At 66.3% G+C, this 14,449-nt stretch carries 13 protein-coding genes; 3 read left to right on the top strand and 10 right to left on the bottom strand.

Annotated elements, in window-relative coordinates:
• Nucleotides 1-32: 32 nt before the first annotated feature.
• The 7 genes from CK944_RS07405 to CK944_RS07375 form a co-directional block, all read right to left on the bottom strand.
• Complete coding sequence (locus CK944_RS07405; RefSeq protein WP_103172412.1) at nucleotides 33-1,052, bottom strand: ABC transporter permease; 1,020 nt, start codon at nucleotides 1,050-1,052, stop codon at nucleotides 33-35.
• A 13-nt stretch (nucleotides 1,053-1,065) separates the two neighbouring features.
• Nucleotides 1,066-2,604, bottom strand: a complete 1,539-nt coding sequence (locus CK944_RS07400) for a sugar ABC transporter ATP-binding protein (RefSeq protein WP_103172411.1) — start codon at nucleotides 2,602-2,604, stop codon at nucleotides 1,066-1,068.
• 55 nt (nucleotides 2,605-2,659) lie between these two features.
• The gene (locus tag CK944_RS07395; protein ID WP_103172486.1) at nucleotides 2,660-3,601 is read right to left on the bottom strand and encodes a sugar ABC transporter substrate-binding protein; all 942 of its coding nucleotides are present in this window, start codon (nucleotides 3,599-3,601) and stop codon (nucleotides 2,660-2,662) included.
• A gap of 255 nt (nucleotides 3,602-3,856) precedes the next feature.
• Complete coding sequence (locus CK944_RS07390) at nucleotides 3,857-4,885, bottom strand: LacI family DNA-binding transcriptional regulator (protein WP_103172410.1); 1,029 nt, start codon at nucleotides 4,883-4,885, stop codon at nucleotides 3,857-3,859.
• A gap of 68 nt (nucleotides 4,886-4,953) precedes the next feature.
• Nucleotides 4,954-5,952 carry a Gfo/Idh/MocA family oxidoreductase gene (locus CK944_RS07385; RefSeq protein WP_103172409.1) on the bottom strand — a complete coding sequence of 333 codons (999 nt, stop codon included), beginning with the start codon at nucleotides 5,950-5,952 and terminating at the stop codon, nucleotides 4,954-4,956.
• Nucleotides 5,949-7,091, bottom strand: coding sequence for a Gfo/Idh/MocA family protein (locus CK944_RS07380; protein ID WP_103172408.1), 1,143 nt, complete (start codon nucleotides 7,089-7,091; stop codon nucleotides 5,949-5,951). Before CK944_RS07380 ends, CK944_RS07385 begins: the two co-directional genes overlap by 4 nt.
• A gap of 71 nt (nucleotides 7,092-7,162) precedes the next feature.
• A complete protein-coding gene (locus CK944_RS07375; RefSeq protein ID WP_103172407.1) occupies nucleotides 7,163-8,173 on the bottom strand; it encodes a LacI family DNA-binding transcriptional regulator in 1,011 nt (336 codons plus the stop codon).
• A 107-nt stretch (nucleotides 8,174-8,280) separates the two neighbouring features.
• Between CK944_RS07375 and CK944_RS07370 the strand changes: the two genes are divergently transcribed.
• Entirely contained in the window at nucleotides 8,281-9,228 is a 948-nt protein-coding gene (locus CK944_RS07370) for a TIM barrel protein (RefSeq protein ID WP_103172406.1), read from the top strand.
• A complete protein-coding gene (locus CK944_RS07365) occupies nucleotides 9,225-10,397 on the top strand; it encodes a Gfo/Idh/MocA family protein (RefSeq protein WP_103172405.1) in 1,173 nt (390 codons plus the stop codon). The genes CK944_RS07370 and CK944_RS07365 overlap by 4 nt, the downstream gene beginning before the upstream one ends.
• Nucleotides 10,398-10,432: 35 nt before the next feature.
• Here CK944_RS07365 and CK944_RS07360 read toward each other — a convergent pair whose 3' ends face one another.
• On the bottom strand, nucleotides 10,433-11,479 hold the full coding sequence (locus CK944_RS07360) for an NAD(P)-dependent alcohol dehydrogenase (protein WP_103172404.1): 1,047 nt from the start codon (nucleotides 11,477-11,479) through the stop codon (nucleotides 10,433-10,435).
• A complete protein-coding gene (locus tag CK944_RS07355) occupies nucleotides 11,476-11,697 on the bottom strand; it encodes a hypothetical protein (protein WP_103172403.1) in 222 nt (73 codons plus the stop codon). The genes CK944_RS07360 and CK944_RS07355 overlap by 4 nt, the downstream gene beginning before the upstream one ends.
• Nucleotides 11,698-11,791: 94 nt before the next feature.
• Here CK944_RS07355 and CK944_RS07350 point away from each other — a divergent pair, with 94 nt between their 5' ends.
• Nucleotides 11,792-12,751 (top strand): TIGR03885 family FMN-dependent LLM class oxidoreductase, encoded by a 960-nt coding sequence (locus CK944_RS07350; protein ID WP_103172402.1) that lies wholly within the window; start codon nucleotides 11,792-11,794, stop codon nucleotides 12,749-12,751.
• Between the two features lie 29 nt (nucleotides 12,752-12,780).
• Here the strand turns inward: CK944_RS07350 and CK944_RS07345 are convergent, their stop codons facing one another.
• A complete protein-coding gene (locus CK944_RS07345) occupies nucleotides 12,781-14,439 on the bottom strand; it encodes an NAD+ synthase (RefSeq protein WP_103172485.1) in 1,659 nt (552 codons plus the stop codon).
• Nucleotides 14,440-14,449: the final 10 nt, after the last annotated feature.

Genomic DNA, 14,449 nt, shown 5'->3' with positions numbered 1-14,449 from the left:
CCGTCGGTTGGGTGTGAAAGAAGAGCGCGGGCCTAGCTTGTCTTTCGGCGCTTGCGCTGGCGGTGGACGTCGGCCACCACGGCGGCCACGACGATCGCGCCCTTGATCATTTCCTGGTAGTAGGCGTCGAGCCTGAGGAACGTGAAGCCCGAGATGATGACCCCGAAGATGATCATCCCGATGGCCGTGCCCAGGATCGACCCCCGCCCGCCGTTCAGCGACACGCCCCCGATCACCGCCATGGCGATGGCGTCCAGTTCATAGGCCAGGCCCATGCCCGCCTGCGCCGTCTGGCCGCGTGCGGCGACCACCATCCCGGCAAGCGCGGCCAGCATCGCGGCGATCACATAGACCTTGACCAGATGGCGTTCCACGTCGATGCCGGACACGCGGGCGGCCTGGGCATTGGCGCCGATGGCATAGGTGAACTTGCCATAGCGGGTGTATTTCATCGCCACGTGGAAGATCAGCGCCACCAGGATGAAGATCACCACCGGCATCATGCCGCTGCCGATCCAGGCGAAACCCTCGGTCGGGAAGCTGATCGGCTGGCCCTTGGTGTACCACTTGGCAAAGCCGCGCACCGTGACCATCGTGCCCAGCGTGGCGATGAAGGGCGGGATCTTGGTATAGGCGATCAGCCAGCCGTTGATGAGGCCGACGACGGCCCCGCAGCCAAGCCCGATCAGCAGGGGCACGATCATCGGCAGGTCGGTCAGCGCCGGATAGACCGCGCGGGCATAGGTCGAGACCTGGGCAAAGGACATCGCCACCATGGCGACCGCGCCCACCACGGACCCCGAGGACAGGTCGATCCCGCCCGAGATGATGACCTGCGTCACGCCCACGGCGATGATGCCGATCACGGACACCTGCAGGATCATGATCTTCAGCCGGTTCCAGGAAAACAGGAAGGACTGTCCCTGGAAGATCCAGCCCAGGATCTCGAAGACCAGGGCGATGCCGATCAGGACCAGGAGGATGTTCACTTCCGCAGGCCATTTGCGCTGCGTGCGCGGCGCGGCGCGGGCGGTGATGTCTTGGCTGCTCATGCGAATGGTTCCCTTACTTCGCCGCAAGCGACATGATCTTGACCTGATCCGCTTCCGCGCGGTCCAGGAAGCCGGACACATGGCCTTCGTGCATGACCATGATGCGGTCGGACATGCCCAGCACCTCGGGCAGTTCGGACGAGATCATCAGCACCGCCACGCCCTGCGCGGCCAGTTCGGTGATCAGGCGGTGGATTTCGGATTTCGCGCCCACGTCGATGCCGCGGGTCGGTTCGTCCAGGATCAGGATGCGGGGCTTGGTCAGAAGCCAGCGGGCGATCAGCAGCTTTTGCTGGTTGCCGCCCGACAGGTTTTCCACCGTTTCCTGAAGGTTCGGGGTCTTGACGCGCAGGGTGCGGGCCATGTCCTCGGCCAGGCGGTTCACCTCGGCCTGCTGGACGAAGCCGTTCTTGACATGGCTGCGGGTGATCAGCGCGGACTGGATGTTTTCCAGGCAGTCGAGCGTCAGGAAGCAGCCGGTTTCCTTGCGATCCTCGGTCAGGAAGGCCATGCCATGCGCCATGGCCTGCGCGGGATTGGCGATGGTCACGGGCTTGCCGTCGATCAGGATCTCGCCGCTGTCCGCCGGGTGGACGCCGAACAGCGCCTCGGCCACGTTGGACCGCTTGGACCCGACCAGACCGGCCAGGCCCAGGATCTCGCCCCGGCGCAGGGTGAATGACACGTCGTGGAAGACGCCGGCCAGCGTCAGGTCGCGCACCTCGAGGATCGTGTCGCCGATGGGGCAATCGACCTTGGGGAACATGTTGGTGATCTCGCGTCCCACCATCATGCGGATGATGTCGTCGCGGGTCACGTCGGAGGCGTTGTGGGTGCCCACATACTTGCCGTCGCGGAAGACCGTGAATTCGTCCGCGATCTCGAACAGCTCGTTCATCTTGTGGGTGATATAGACGATGCCGATGCCGCGGGTGCGCAGGTCGCCGATGATGGCGAACAGGTGATCCACCTCGCGTTCCGTCAGCGCAGATGTCGGCTCGTCCATGATGAGAACGTCGGAATTGTGGGAAACCGCCTTGGCGATCTCGACCATCTGCTTTTGGGCCACCGTCAGTTCGCTGACCTGCGCGCGGGGGTCGAGGTTGATGTTCAGCCGCGCGAACAGATCGGCCGTCATCCGCGTCATCTCGGCATGGTCGATCAGGCCGAAGCGGTTCTTGGGTTCGCGGCGGATCCAGATGTTTTCCGCCACCGTCATCCAGTTCATCAGCGCCAGTTCCTGGTGGATCATCGAGATCCCTTGTTCCAGCGCGTCCAGCGGCGATTTCAGCGCCACCACCTGGCCCCGCAGCCGGATTTCCCCGGCATCGGGCTGATAGACGCCGGCGATGATCTTCATCAGCGTGGACTTGCCCGCGCCGTTTTCCCCCATCAGGGCGTGGACCGTGCCGGGGCGGATGCGCAACTGCACGTCATCCAGCGCCAGCACGCCCGGAAATTCCTTGCGGATGCCGCTGATCGACAAGACGCCGTCGCGTTGGGTGGCCGCGTGAACGCGGTCGATGGCGGCGGCCGTCCTTGGGCTGACCATGAAACTGTCCTCCGGTGGGAAAGGGTGCCGGGCGTGGACCGCCCGGCGTCAAGGCTCAGTTCCGGGCCTGGTATTCGGCCAGGTTCGCGGGCGTCACGAGTTCGAAGGGCACATAGACCTTGTTCTCGACCTCCTCGCCGCGCGCCAGCTTCAGCGCCGCGTCCACCGCGCCCTGGCCCTGGCCCGCCGCATTCTGGAACACGGTCACGTCCAGGTCGCCCGCCTCCATCGCGGCCAGGGCGTCCTGCGTCGCGTCAACGCCGCCGACGATCACGTCGTCCATCGACATGCCCGCCGACTTCATGGCCTGGATCGCGCCGATGGCCATTTCGTCGTTGTTGGAAATCACCGCGTCGAATTCCAGCCCCGAGGTGATCCAGTTCGTCATCAGGTCGGCGGCCTGGGTGCGCGACCAGTTCGCGGTCTGCTCCTCGACGATCTGGATGAAGCTGCATTCGGGCGTGGCGATCACGTCCTTGATGTCCTGGGTGCGCATCCGCGCGGCCTGGTTCGACAATTCGCCCATCAGGACGACGGCCTTGGCCTCGGTCTTGCCGGCTTCCTTCAGCAGGCGGCAGATTTCCTGGGTTTCCAGCGTGCCGGATTCCTTTTCGTCGGACGCCACGAAAGCCTGGTTTTCCGGCAGGTCATCGACGTTCACAGGCTCGCGGTTGACATAGACCAGCGGGATGCCCGCGTCGGCTGCGGCCTGCGACATGGCGACGGTGGCGTCGGTATCGACCGGATTCACGATGATCGCGTCCACGCCCGAGGCCACGAAGTTCTGGATCTGGTTCAGCTGCTTGCCCACGTCGTTCTGCGCGTCTTCGATCTGCAGGGTCACGCCGTCCAGGCTGGCCGCATGTTCCTGCATCCCGTTGCGCAGGACGGTCAGGAAGTTGTCGTCGAACAGCGCCATGGATACCCCGATGTTCTCGGCCTGGGCAGCCGTTCCCAGCAGCCCGCAGATCGCGGTCGCCGTCAGCAGTCGCTTCATGGTCTTCCCTCCACTGATGGTGCGCTTGGGCACCTTGTTCGTTGCTTTGTGCCAGACGGCGGGCCGCACGGGGCCACCCCTGCGGATGCAGGGTTTGCGCGGCGTCGGTCTTTGGCAGGCGGCGACGATTCTCCTCAGGTCGTCGCAAGGGGAAGATCACGGAAGGCCGTCCATGGGTCAATCATGCTGTGACGGTGAAAACCATCATTCGTGATGTAAAATGATGCCTTCTGTGATGGTTTCCCATCACGCAGCCTACAGGCTTTCCGGCGTCCAGATCTGGAAGGGAAGAAACCGCTGGCCGGGATTGTCGGTCAGGCCATGGTCGCGCGCCTGGATCATCAGGGCCAGGGTTTCCTCGCAAACCTGGCGCAGGGGCGTGCTGATGACGGCGGACAGGGTGCGGTCCTGCAAGGCTTCGCGCGAATCCGGGGTCAGTTCATTGACGATCAGCACCACGTCGCCGGGCTTGCGCAATTCGCGCAGGGCGGCGATGGCGCCCTCCATCCCGCCGCCCGCGCAATAGATGCCGACGATGTCGTTGTGCCGTTCCAGAAGCTCGGTCACCGCCTCATAGGTCAGTTGCCGTGTTTCCAGGTTCACCTGGGGGTTCAGCAATTCGAAGTCCGGGGCGTATTCCCGGAAATAGCTGCGAAATCCGGTTTCGCGCAGTTCGTGGCCGTGAAACCGGTGCCCGCCGATGAAGACCGCGACCTTGCCGGGCCTGCGCGCGATCCTGGAGATCAGCCAGCCGACCGTTCGGCCGACCTTGATGTTGTTGGTCCCGACATAGCTTTCCCGCACGCCTTGGGCGAAATCCGACAGCAGCGAAAAGGTGGGGATGCCGCGTGTCCGCAAATCGCTGACCGCCGCCGTGACCTTGTGATGATCCAGCCCCGTGGCCGCCACCGCATCGACCTTGCCCGCCATCGACGCCAGCAACTGTTCCAGTTCCCCCGGCAGGGTCGATTGCGCAAACCGCACCGTCACCCGCACCCGGTGCGAGGTGATCTGCGCGGCCTGATCCTGAAATTCCCGTGCGAAGTCCTGGTAAAAAGGGTGCCGTTCCTTTTGCAGGATCAGCGCGGCATGCAGTTCAGGCAGTTCCGCCATCAGCCGCGCCCGGATCGCGTTCGCCCCGTGATAGCCGATGCGCTGCGCGGCGTCCTGCACGCGCCGCGCGGTTTCCTCGCGCACCTTCAGGCGGCCGTTCAGAACCCGGTCGGCCGTGGCAAGGCTGACGCCCGCCTCGCGCGCAAGGTCGGCAATGGTCGGGCGGCGCATCGGCTGTCTTTCCGGCTGATGATGGGATCCGTCAGGACGTTGACGGTTTCACATCATCGCCCCACCCGTCAAGGCCGCCAGCCGTCCCGCAGATCGACCGGCTGGCCCGTCGCGATCGAGGCGACCGCGGCCTCGGCCAGGCGCTGCGCCTCGAATCCGTCGCGGATCCCGGCAAGGGGCGCGGGACCGCCCTGCAGCCATGCGGCAAAGGCCTCCATCTCGGCGCGATAGGCGGCCTCGAACCGGGCGATGAAGTAATCCATCGGCGGCGCGGTCATCTGCCCCGATGGACTTGCGATACGGAGATCCGTTTGCGGGCGGTTGTCGATGAACAGCACCTCGGCCGCGCAATGCGCCTCGAGCCGCTGGTCATAGCCCAGGGGGCCGCGGCGGTTGTTGGTCATCGTGACCATGCGCCCGGATCGGGTCAGCATCGTCACCGCCAGCGTGTCGATATCGCCCGCCTCGCCGATCGCGGGATCGACCTGGCAATTGCCAAGGGCATAGACGGTCGCGATCTCCTCGCCGCAGATGTATCGCGCCTGGTCGAAATCATGGATCGCCTGGTCGCGCAGCATCCCGCCGGATCGGCGCACATAGTCGATGGGCGGCGGGCCGGGATCGCGGGTGTGCATCACCAGTTGTTCCAGCCGCCCGGATCGGCCCGATGCGATGCGATCCCGCACCGCGCAGAAGTTCGGATCATAGCGGCGCTGAAAGCCCAGCATGCAGCGGATGCCCGATGCCTCGACAGCGTCCGTCACGCGCACGACCGTCGGCCAGTCGAGCGAGATCGGCTTTTCGCAGAACACCGCCAGCCCGCGTTCGGCCGCCGCCAGCAGCAATTCCGCATGGCTGTCGGTGGACGAACAGATGACGATGCCGTCCAGATCGTCGGACAGCGCGTCATGGGCATCCGACCGGCGCGCCCCGATCCGCGCGGCAAGTGCGTCGCAATCGGCGACCGGATCGACCAGATGCACCACGGCGACACCGGGAATGGCGGCGGCGTTCATCGCATGGACGGCGCCGATGCGGCCCGCTCCGAAAACGGCAAGGCGCGTCATGCCCAGGCCTCTGATTCGATGGCCTTGACGTCGATCCAGCCGCCCTGGTCGCAGGATGCCAGCACCGCATCGACCACGGCGGCGGTATGGACGGCTGCCGCAAAGTCCGGCCAGGCCGGGGTGCCTTCCGTGATGGCGCGGATGAATTCGGCCATTTCGGCCACGATCATGTCGTTATAGCCGAAGCCGTGGCCCGCGCCGATGCAGAAGCGGCCATAATCGCCGTGACCGGGCGCGGCCAGGATCGTGCGGAATCCCTGCCGCCCCTTGCGATCGGCGGCGTCATAGAATTGCAGTTCCGCCATCCGTTCCTGGTCGAACCGCACCGTGCCCCTGGTGCCCACGATTTCATAGGTCAGGCCCATCTTGCGCCCCGCATGGATGCGGCTGGCCGCGATGCTGCCCGGAACGCCTGATGCAAAACGCATCAGGAACTGCGCCTGGTCGTCGTTTTCCACCGCAGCCATGCCGTCCCGCGCCGGGCGCTGCGCATGGACCGTCTGGCGCATTCCCACCACCTCGGCCACCGGGCCGACAAGGAAATGCGCCAGGTTGATCGCATGGCTGGCGATATCGCCAAGCGCGCCGGCCCGCCCGACATGGGCCGCGACCTGCCGCCAGTCATGGGGCAGCGCCGGATCCATCAGGTAATCCTCGACATGGGTGGCGCTGAAATGGATCACCTCGCCGATCTCTCCGCCCGCGATGATCTGATGCGCAAGCTGGGTCGCAGGATTCTTGACATAGTTGAAGCCGGTCATGGTGACGCGTCCGCTGGCCTGCGCGGCCTTGGCCATCTGCGCGGCTTCGCGCGCGGTGCGGCCCAAGGGCTTTTCGCAGATCACATGCTTGCCCGCCTGCAGGGCCGCGACCGCCATGTCGGCGTGCAGGAAGGTGGGCGAGGCGATGGCGACCGCCTGCACGTCATCCGCCGCCAGCAGATCGCGCCAGTCGCCCGTGCCGCGTTCAAAGCCGAAATCCCGCGCGCGATCCCTTGCCCCAGCCGCGTCCGATGTCGCGATGACGCGTTTCACCGCGCGATGCGGCATTTCATAGACCGTCGAGACCTGCGACAGCGCGATGGCATAGGCCTTGCCCATATAGCCCGCGCCGATGACCCCAAAGCCGATGTCCGCCATGTTCCCTCCATCCTTGCCGCCACGCTAGACCCGTCGGAACAGCGGACAAGCGCGGGGTTGAGGGGAAACCCTCAGACGCTTTCGGGCATGAGGATCTGGATCTCGGTCGCGATGGACCCGGCCGCGCCCTCAAGCCGGCCGATCAGCCGGGCCATGGTTTCGGCGGCCAGCCGAGCCTCCAGCACGGGTCGCTGGTCGATGATCGCCTGCACCTTGCGGGCCTTCAGCATCAGGCGGTGTTCAGGGGTTTGTTCGTGGGTGACGATGGCGATGGAGCGGGTCTGGCGGATGGGGGCCAAGGCCGCGACCAGTTCCGAACAGCCGGTGGTGCACAGATAGATGCCGCGCAGGTCGGGGTTCATGCGCGCCGCGCGCAGCGCCATGGCGGCTGCGGTCGCCTTGTCCTCGTGCGTTTCCAGGACGTCCGCGACGCGCAGGGCGGGGTGGCGTTCCGCCAGCACGTCGATGAAGCCGCCGCTGCGCGCCCCGTGGCCGGGCATGTCGAAGCGGCCGATCAGCACCAGCGTGTCGCCGCCGCCCTGGCCGACCAGAAATCCCATTAGATCGCCCGCCACGCGGCCCGACTGGCGGTCGTCGGGACCGACAAAGGCTGCGCGGCCACGGGCGGGCACATCGTCGGCCATGGTCACGACCGGGATGCGCGGGGGTAGCGCCTCCAGCGCCGCGACGATCTGGGGCGCGGCGGGAACGGTCAGGATCATCCCGTCCGCCCACGCAGCGGCGCGGGCGATCTGGGCGGCGATGCGGTCGGGCTGCGCCGGGTCGATCCGTTCGATCTGGAACAACAGGTTCAGGTCGCGGTGGATGGCGCGGGCCTGTTCGATGCCTTGGCGCAACTGGGCATGGAACGGGTTGGAGGGCGGCTGGATCAGCACCGCGATGCGCTTGGCGGCCGTGGGCGTGACCCGCAGGATGCGGTCCAGGCCCAGGCGGCGGGCGGCCGCCAGGATCGCCGCTTCCTTGTCTGCGGACACCCCGCCCCGCCGGTTTACCACCCGGTCCACGGTGGCCAGCGACACCCCCGCCGCCCGTGCCACGTCCTCCAGCGTCACCTTTGCCATGGTTTCCCCCTTTGGCGCGGACAGTGGTTGATTGAGGGGAATCCCTCAAGGCCGTTCTTCGCCTTGCATGCCTTGCCGGTTAATCCTGCCCGGACCGGAGGATACCCATGACCATCACCATCACGACGGCGCCTTGTTGCTGGGGCGTGGACGATGTCTCGAACCCGAACCTGCCCGACTGGCGGCTGGTGCTGAAGGAGGCTGCGGCGGCGGGTTACGGCGGGCTGGAACTGGGGCCATACGGATACATGCCGCTGGACGCGATGACGGTATCGGAGGCCTTGCGCTGGCATGGGCTTTACGTCGTGGCGGGCACCATCTTCGACAACCTGGTGGACCCGGCCGGCCGCGAGGAACTGGAACGCCAGGTCCGCCGGATCTGCGCGGTGATCACGGCGCTGCCGAAGCCGCCCTTGGCGCCGGGCCAGCGTTTCGCCGCGCCCTATCTGACGGTGATGGACTGGGGGCACGAGGCGCGCGATTATGCCGCAGGCCATTCCGACCGCGCGCTGCGGCTGGACGATGCCGCCTGGGCGGGCATGGTCGCCAATATCCGCGCCATCGCCCGGATCGCGCGGGACGAATACGGCGTCCGCGCCGTGATCCACCCCCATGCGGGCGGCCATGTCGAATTCGCGGACGAGATCGACCGCATCGCCCGCGACATCCCCGCGTCCGAGGCCGGGCTGTGCCTGGACACCGGCCACACCGCCTATGCCGGGATGGATCCCGTGGCGGTGCTGGACCGGTACTGGGACCGGCTGGATTACATCCACTTCAAGGATATCGACGCCGCGACATTCGCGGATGTGATGACCCGCCGCATCCGTTTCTTCGACGCCTGCGCCGAAGGCGTGATGTGTCCCATCGGCGACGGCTGCATCGACTATCCCGCGATCCTGTTGCTGCTGGAACGGCGCGGCTATGCCGGTTTCATCACCGTCGAACAGGAACGCGATCCCCGCAATGTCGGGGGATCGCTGGCCGATGTCGCGAAATCGCGCCGCTATCTGGAAACCGTGGGCTTTGCCCGAAGGAAGGAGACGACCCGATGATCGACGGCACCCGCCTGACGAAGACCGCGATCCGCTGGGGCATGGTGGGCGGCGGCAGGGGCAGCCAGATCGGCTATGTCCATCGATCGGCCGCGATGCGCGACGGCTACTTCGACCTCAAGGCCGGGGCCTTCGACCTGAATCCCGAACGGGGCCGGGCCTTCGGCGTTGACCTGGGGCTGGACCCGGATCGCTGCTATCCCGATTACCAGGCGATGTTCGCGGCCGAATCCGCGCGCCCCGACGGCATCCGCTGCGTGACCATCGCCACGCCGAACAACACGCATTACCCGATCACCAGGGCGGCGCTGCTGGCGGGCATCCATGTCATCTGCGAAAAGCCCCTGACCTTCACCACCGCCGAGGCGCTTGACCTGCAGGCCATCGCCACCGAACGCGGCTTGGTCGTCGGGGTTACCTATGGCTATTCCGGCCACCAGATGATCGAGGAAGCGGCGCGTCTGGTCGCGGACGGCACCCTGGGCGAAATCCGCATCGTCACGATGCAGTTCGCCCATGGTTTCCACAGCGCGCCGGTGGAACTGGACAGCCCCGCGACCCGCTGGCGCGTCGATCCGGCCTTTGCCGGTCCCAGCTATGTCCTGGGGGATCTGGCCACCCATCCGCTGTATCTCGCGCAGGTGATCTGCCCCGACCTGCGTGTCCGACGGCTTCTCTGCACCCGGCAAAGCTTCGTCGCATCCCGCGCGCCGCTGGAGGACAACGCGACGGTGCTGATGGAATATGACGGGGGCGCGGTGGGGACGCTGTGGACATCCGCCGTCAATGCGGGCTCGATGCACGGCCAGAAGGTGCGGGTGACCGGATCCAGGGGGTCGGTCGAATGGTGGGACGAACACCCCAACCAGTTGCGGCTGGAAATCCAGGGCGAAGCCGCGCGCCTTCTGGACCGGGGGATGCCCTATCTTCACGCGCAATCCCTGGGGGACGACCGCATCGGCGCGGGCCACCCCGAAGGCCTGTTCGAGGCCTGGGCGAACCTGCATTCGCGCTTTGCCCAGGCGATCGAGGCGCATGAGGAAGGCGATCCCGCCCGCGCGGCCCACCTGCGCTATCCCGGCGTCGAGGCCGGGGTCGAGGGCGTGCGCTGGGTGGAACATTGCGTCCGGTCCGCCGACGCGGGCGGCGTCTGGGTCGATTACGCCTGACGGCCGGGGTTGCGCCCGGCCGACAGGTGCGTGGTTCAGGCCATCGTGGCGATGTCCATGACGAAGCGGTACTTCACGTCGCCCTTCAGCATCCGTTCATAGGCATCCTCGATCTGGTCGGCGCGGATCATCTCGATCTCGGCGGTGATGCCGTGCCGGGCGCAGAAATCCAGCATCTCCTGGGTTTCGGGAATGCCGCCGATCAGCGATCCGGCCAGGCTGCGGCGGCGCATGATCAGGTTGAAGACATTGGGCGATGGATGCGGGGTGGCGGGCGCGCCCACCAGCGTCATGGTCCCGTCGCGCTTCAGCAGCGCCAGGAAGGCGTCAAGGTCATGCGGGGCGGCGACGGTGTTCAGGATGAAGTCGAAGCTTTGGGCATGGGCCGCCATCTCCTCGGCGTTGCGGGACACGACGACCTCATGGGCGCCAAGCGCCCTGGCAGCCTCCACCTTGTCGGGAGAGGTGGTGAAGGCCACCACATGCGCGCCCATGGCATGGGCCAGCTTCACCCCCATGTGACCCAGGCCGCCGATGCCCACGATGCCGACCTTCTTGCCCGGACCCGCACCCCAGTGGCGCAACGGCGAATAGGTGGTGATGCCCGCGCACAGCAGCGGCGCGACGGCGGCCAACTGATCCTCGGGGTGGGTGATGCGCAGGACAAAGCGTTCGTGGACCACGATCGCCTGGGAATAGCCGCCCAGCGTATGGCCCGGCGCGTCCGCGGTCGGGCCGTTATAGGTGCCCACCATGCCGTCGCAATAATTCTCCAGCCCTTCCTCGCAGTCGGGGCAATGCTGGCAGCTGTCCACGATGCAGCCGACGCCCACCAGATCGCCCGGCTTGTGGCTGGTGACATGGGCGCCCACCTCGGTCACGCGGCCCACGATTTCGTGGCCGGGAACGCAGGGATAAAGCGTGCCTGCCCATTCGCTGCGCACCTGGTGCAGGTCGGAATGGCAGATGCCGCAATAGACGATCTGGATGCGCACGTCATGCGGTCCGGTATCGCGCCGGGTGATGTCCATGGGGCGCAGGGGCTGGTCGGCGGCAGGGGTGCCGACGGCACGAATGGTCATGGAATGTCCTTTCGGTTGTCATTGCAGGGGGTGGCACGACCTTCAGCGTGCCTATTTCGACCACAGGGGCGCAAGGCGACGGCGCAAAGCCCGGAGAAATCGCCCATCCCGCCGTCGTTGCCGTCGCTGTCGCAGAACCGTTCGACATCGACGCCATGGATGACGGCGTTCTTCCACCATCCGTCCAGTTCCGTCATGTCGCCGTCCCGTTGATCCATGCGACAGCGCAAGCATCAAGGCCGATGGATTGTTCCCCAGGGAACTTCCCGCAGGGTCACGGGCTTCCCGCAGGAATGAATGAGGGGAAGGGTCATGGCGCGCATCGGATATCATGCCTCGCACGAACAATACGACCCGCGAACCCTGTGCGATCTGGCACGCCGTGCCGAGGCCGCAGGCTTCGGCGCGATCAAGTGTTCCGACCACATCCAGCCCTGGAGCCCGCGTCAGGGCCATTCCGGCCATGCTTGGACCTGGCTGGGCGCGGCCATGGCCACCACCACCGTGCCTTTCGGCAATATCGCGGCGCCGGGATACCGATACCACCCGGCGGTGATGGCCCAGGCGGCGGCGACGCTGGCGCAGATGTTTCCGGGCCGCTTCTGGGTGGCCCTTGGCACCGGAGAGGCCTTGAACGAGGCGATGACCGGCATGGTCTGGCCGGACAAGCCCGAACGGAATGTGCGGCTGCGGGAATGTTTCGACGTGATGCACGCCCTGCTGCGCGGCGAGACCGTGACCCATCGCGGACGCGTGACCGCGATCGAGGCGCGCCTGTGGTCGCTGCCCGATGCGCCCCCGCCCCTGTTTGGCGCCGCAGCGACCGAGGACACGGCACGCTGGCTGGGCGGCTGGGCCGAGGGGTTGCTGACCCTTGGCGGCGATCCGGCCAATGTCGCCCGCGTCATCGCCGCCTTTCGCGAAGGCGGGGGCGAGGGCAAGCCCGTCCATGTCCAGCACACGATATCCTGGGCGGAGACCGAAGATCGCGCCATGGCCAATGCCCTGGACCAATGGGCGCCCGTGGCAATCGGAGGAGAGATCAACTGGGACATCCGGCGCCCGTCGGACTTCGACCTGCTGGGCCGGTTCGTAGGGCCGGAACACATTGGCCGGTCGGTGCGCGTCTCGGCCGATCCGGGGCTGCATCGCGCCGATCTGCAGGCGATTGCGGACCTGGGCGTGGACACGATCTTCGTCCACAATGTCGGACGCGATCAACAGGCCTTCATCGACATGGCGGCGCGCGAATTGCTGGGCGGGGGCGATTAAGATCGACACATGGCAGGCTTGCGCCCCGCCTACAGCTTGTCCCGCCAGCGGTTCACCAGCGGATAACGGCGGTCCAGCCAGAAGGCCTTGGTCGAGATCCGGGGGCCGGGCGCGGCCTGGTACCGTTTCCATTCGCTGCCATAAAGCAGCCGTTCCACCTTTCTGACCGTATCGGCATCGAAGCCCTGTTCGACCAGATCGGCCAGCGACAGGTCCCTTTCAACAAGACCGTCCAGGATCGCGTCCAGGATTTCATAGGGGGGCAGCGAATCCTGGTCCACCTGGTCGGGGCGCAGTTCCGCCGACGGGGGCTTGGTGATGATGCGGGGCGGGATCACCTCTCCTGCCGGGCCCATCATCCAGTCGCGGTGATTGGCGTTGCGCCAGCGGCAGGTCTCGAACACGCGGGTCTTGTAGAGATCCTTGATCGGGTTGTAACCGCCCGCCATGTCGCCATAGATCGTGGCATAACCCACGCCGACCTCGGACTTGTTGCCGGTGGTCAGCAGCATCTCGTTGAACTTGTTGGATATCGCCATCAGCATCAGGCCGCGCAGGCGGGACTGGATGTTTTCCTCGGTGATGTCGGGTTCGGTGCCTTTCATCAGATCCGCAAGGGCATCCGCCACGGCGTCGCGCGCCCCGTCGATGCGCACCGTGTCCAGCCGCGCGCCCAGCCGGTTCGCGCAATCGGCCGCGTCGTCCAGGCTGGTCTGGGACGTGTATTCGCTGGGCAGCATCACGCAATGGACGTTCTGCGGCCCGATGGCGTCGGCGGCGATGGTCGCCACAAGCGCGGAATCGATGCCGCCCGACATGCCCAGCACGACCTTGGAAAACCCGGACTTGCGCAGGTAATCGCGCAGGCCCAGCATCATGGCCTGGTAATCCTGTTCCCATTCGTCGGGCTGGGGCGCCATCAGCCCCGGCTCGGCCCGCCAGCCGTCGGGGGTCCGGGTGAAATCGACATGGGCCAGCATTTCCTGGAAGGGCGGCAGTTGCACGACCTTGTGCCCGCCGGGGTTCAGCACGAAGCTTGCCCCGTCGTAAAGCTGGTCGTCCTGGCCGCCCACCATGTTGACATAGGCCAGCGGCAGCCCGGTCTCGACCACGCGGGCGACCATGTGGCCCATGCGCAGGTCCAGCTTGTTCCTGTGATAGGGCGATCCGTTGGGCACGATCATGATCTCGGCCCCGGTTTCGGCCAGGGTCTCGGCCACGTCGGGGGACCAGCTGTCCTCGCAGATGGGCGATCCGATCCGCGCGCCCGCGACGGGATAGGGGCCGCTGATCGGGCCGCCGTTGAACAGCCGCCATTCGTCGAACAACTGCTTGTGGGGCAGGCGGTGCTTCAGCACGCGGGCGATCATCTCGCCGTCCTTGAAGACCCAGAACGCGTTATAAAGCTTTTCGCCGTCGCGCCACGGTCCGCCGATTCCCAGGGCCGGGCCGCCGGTGCAAAGGGCGGCAAGCTTCAGGATCTCCTCCTCGGCCTGGCGGCAGAAGGCGGGCTTCAGCACCAGATCCTGTGTCTGGTACCCGGTGATGAACATCTCGGGCAGGGCCAGCATGTCGGCGCCTGCGGCCTTCGCGGCTTCCCATGCCTTGCGGGCCTTGTCGGCATTGCCTTGCAGATCGCCCACCGTGGCGTTCAACTGGCCGATGGTCAGGCGGAAACGGTTGGTCATCATGCAGCCC

The organism is Paracoccus sp. SY, assembly GCF_002901215.1.
GTDB classification, from domain to species: Bacteria; Pseudomonadota; Alphaproteobacteria; order Rhodobacterales; family Rhodobacteraceae; genus Paracoccus; species Paracoccus acridae.
This window is presented reverse-complemented; position numbering and strand designations above follow the sequence as displayed.

Coding starts and splice junctions, on each gene's coding strand:
- CK944_RS07400 (WP_103172411.1), bottom strand. CDS start 2,604: ATGGTCAGCCCAAGGACGGCCGCCGCCATCGACCGCGTTCACGCGGCC.
- CK944_RS07390 (WP_103172410.1), bottom strand. CDS start 4,885: ATGCGCCGCCCGACCATTGCCGACCTTGCGCGCGAGGCGGGCGTCAGC.
- CK944_RS07360 (WP_103172404.1), bottom strand. CDS start 11,479: ATGACCATTCGTGCCGTCGGCACCCCTGCCGCCGACCAGCCCCTGCGC.
- CK944_RS07375 (WP_103172407.1), bottom strand. CDS start 8,173: ATGGCAAAGGTGACGCTGGAGGACGTGGCACGGGCGGCGGGGGTGTCG.
- CK944_RS07380 (WP_103172408.1), bottom strand. CDS start 7,091: ATGGCGGACATCGGCTTTGGGGTCATCGGCGCGGGCTATATGGGCAAG.
- CK944_RS07350 (WP_103172402.1), top strand. CDS start 11,792: ATGGCGCGCATCGGATATCATGCCTCGCACGAACAATACGACCCGCGA.
- CK944_RS07370 (WP_103172406.1), top strand. CDS start 8,281: ATGACCATCACCATCACGACGGCGCCTTGTTGCTGGGGCGTGGACGAT.
- CK944_RS07405 (WP_103172412.1), bottom strand. CDS start 1,052: ATGAGCAGCCAAGACATCACCGCCCGCGCCGCGCCGCGCACGCAGCGC.
- CK944_RS07385 (WP_103172409.1), bottom strand. CDS start 5,952: ATGACGCGCCTTGCCGTTTTCGGAGCGGGCCGCATCGGCGCCGTCCAT.
- CK944_RS07345 (WP_103172485.1), bottom strand. CDS start 14,439: ATGACCAACCGTTTCCGCCTGACCATCGGCCAGTTGAACGCCACGGTG.
- CK944_RS07365 (WP_103172405.1), top strand. CDS start 9,225: ATGATCGACGGCACCCGCCTGACGAAGACCGCGATCCGCTGGGGCATG.
- CK944_RS07355 (WP_103172403.1), bottom strand. CDS start 11,697: ATGGATCAACGGGACGGCGACATGACGGAACTGGACGGATGGTGGAAG.
- CK944_RS07395 (WP_103172486.1), bottom strand. CDS start 3,601: ATGAAGCGACTGCTGACGGCGACCGCGATCTGCGGGCTGCTGGGAACG.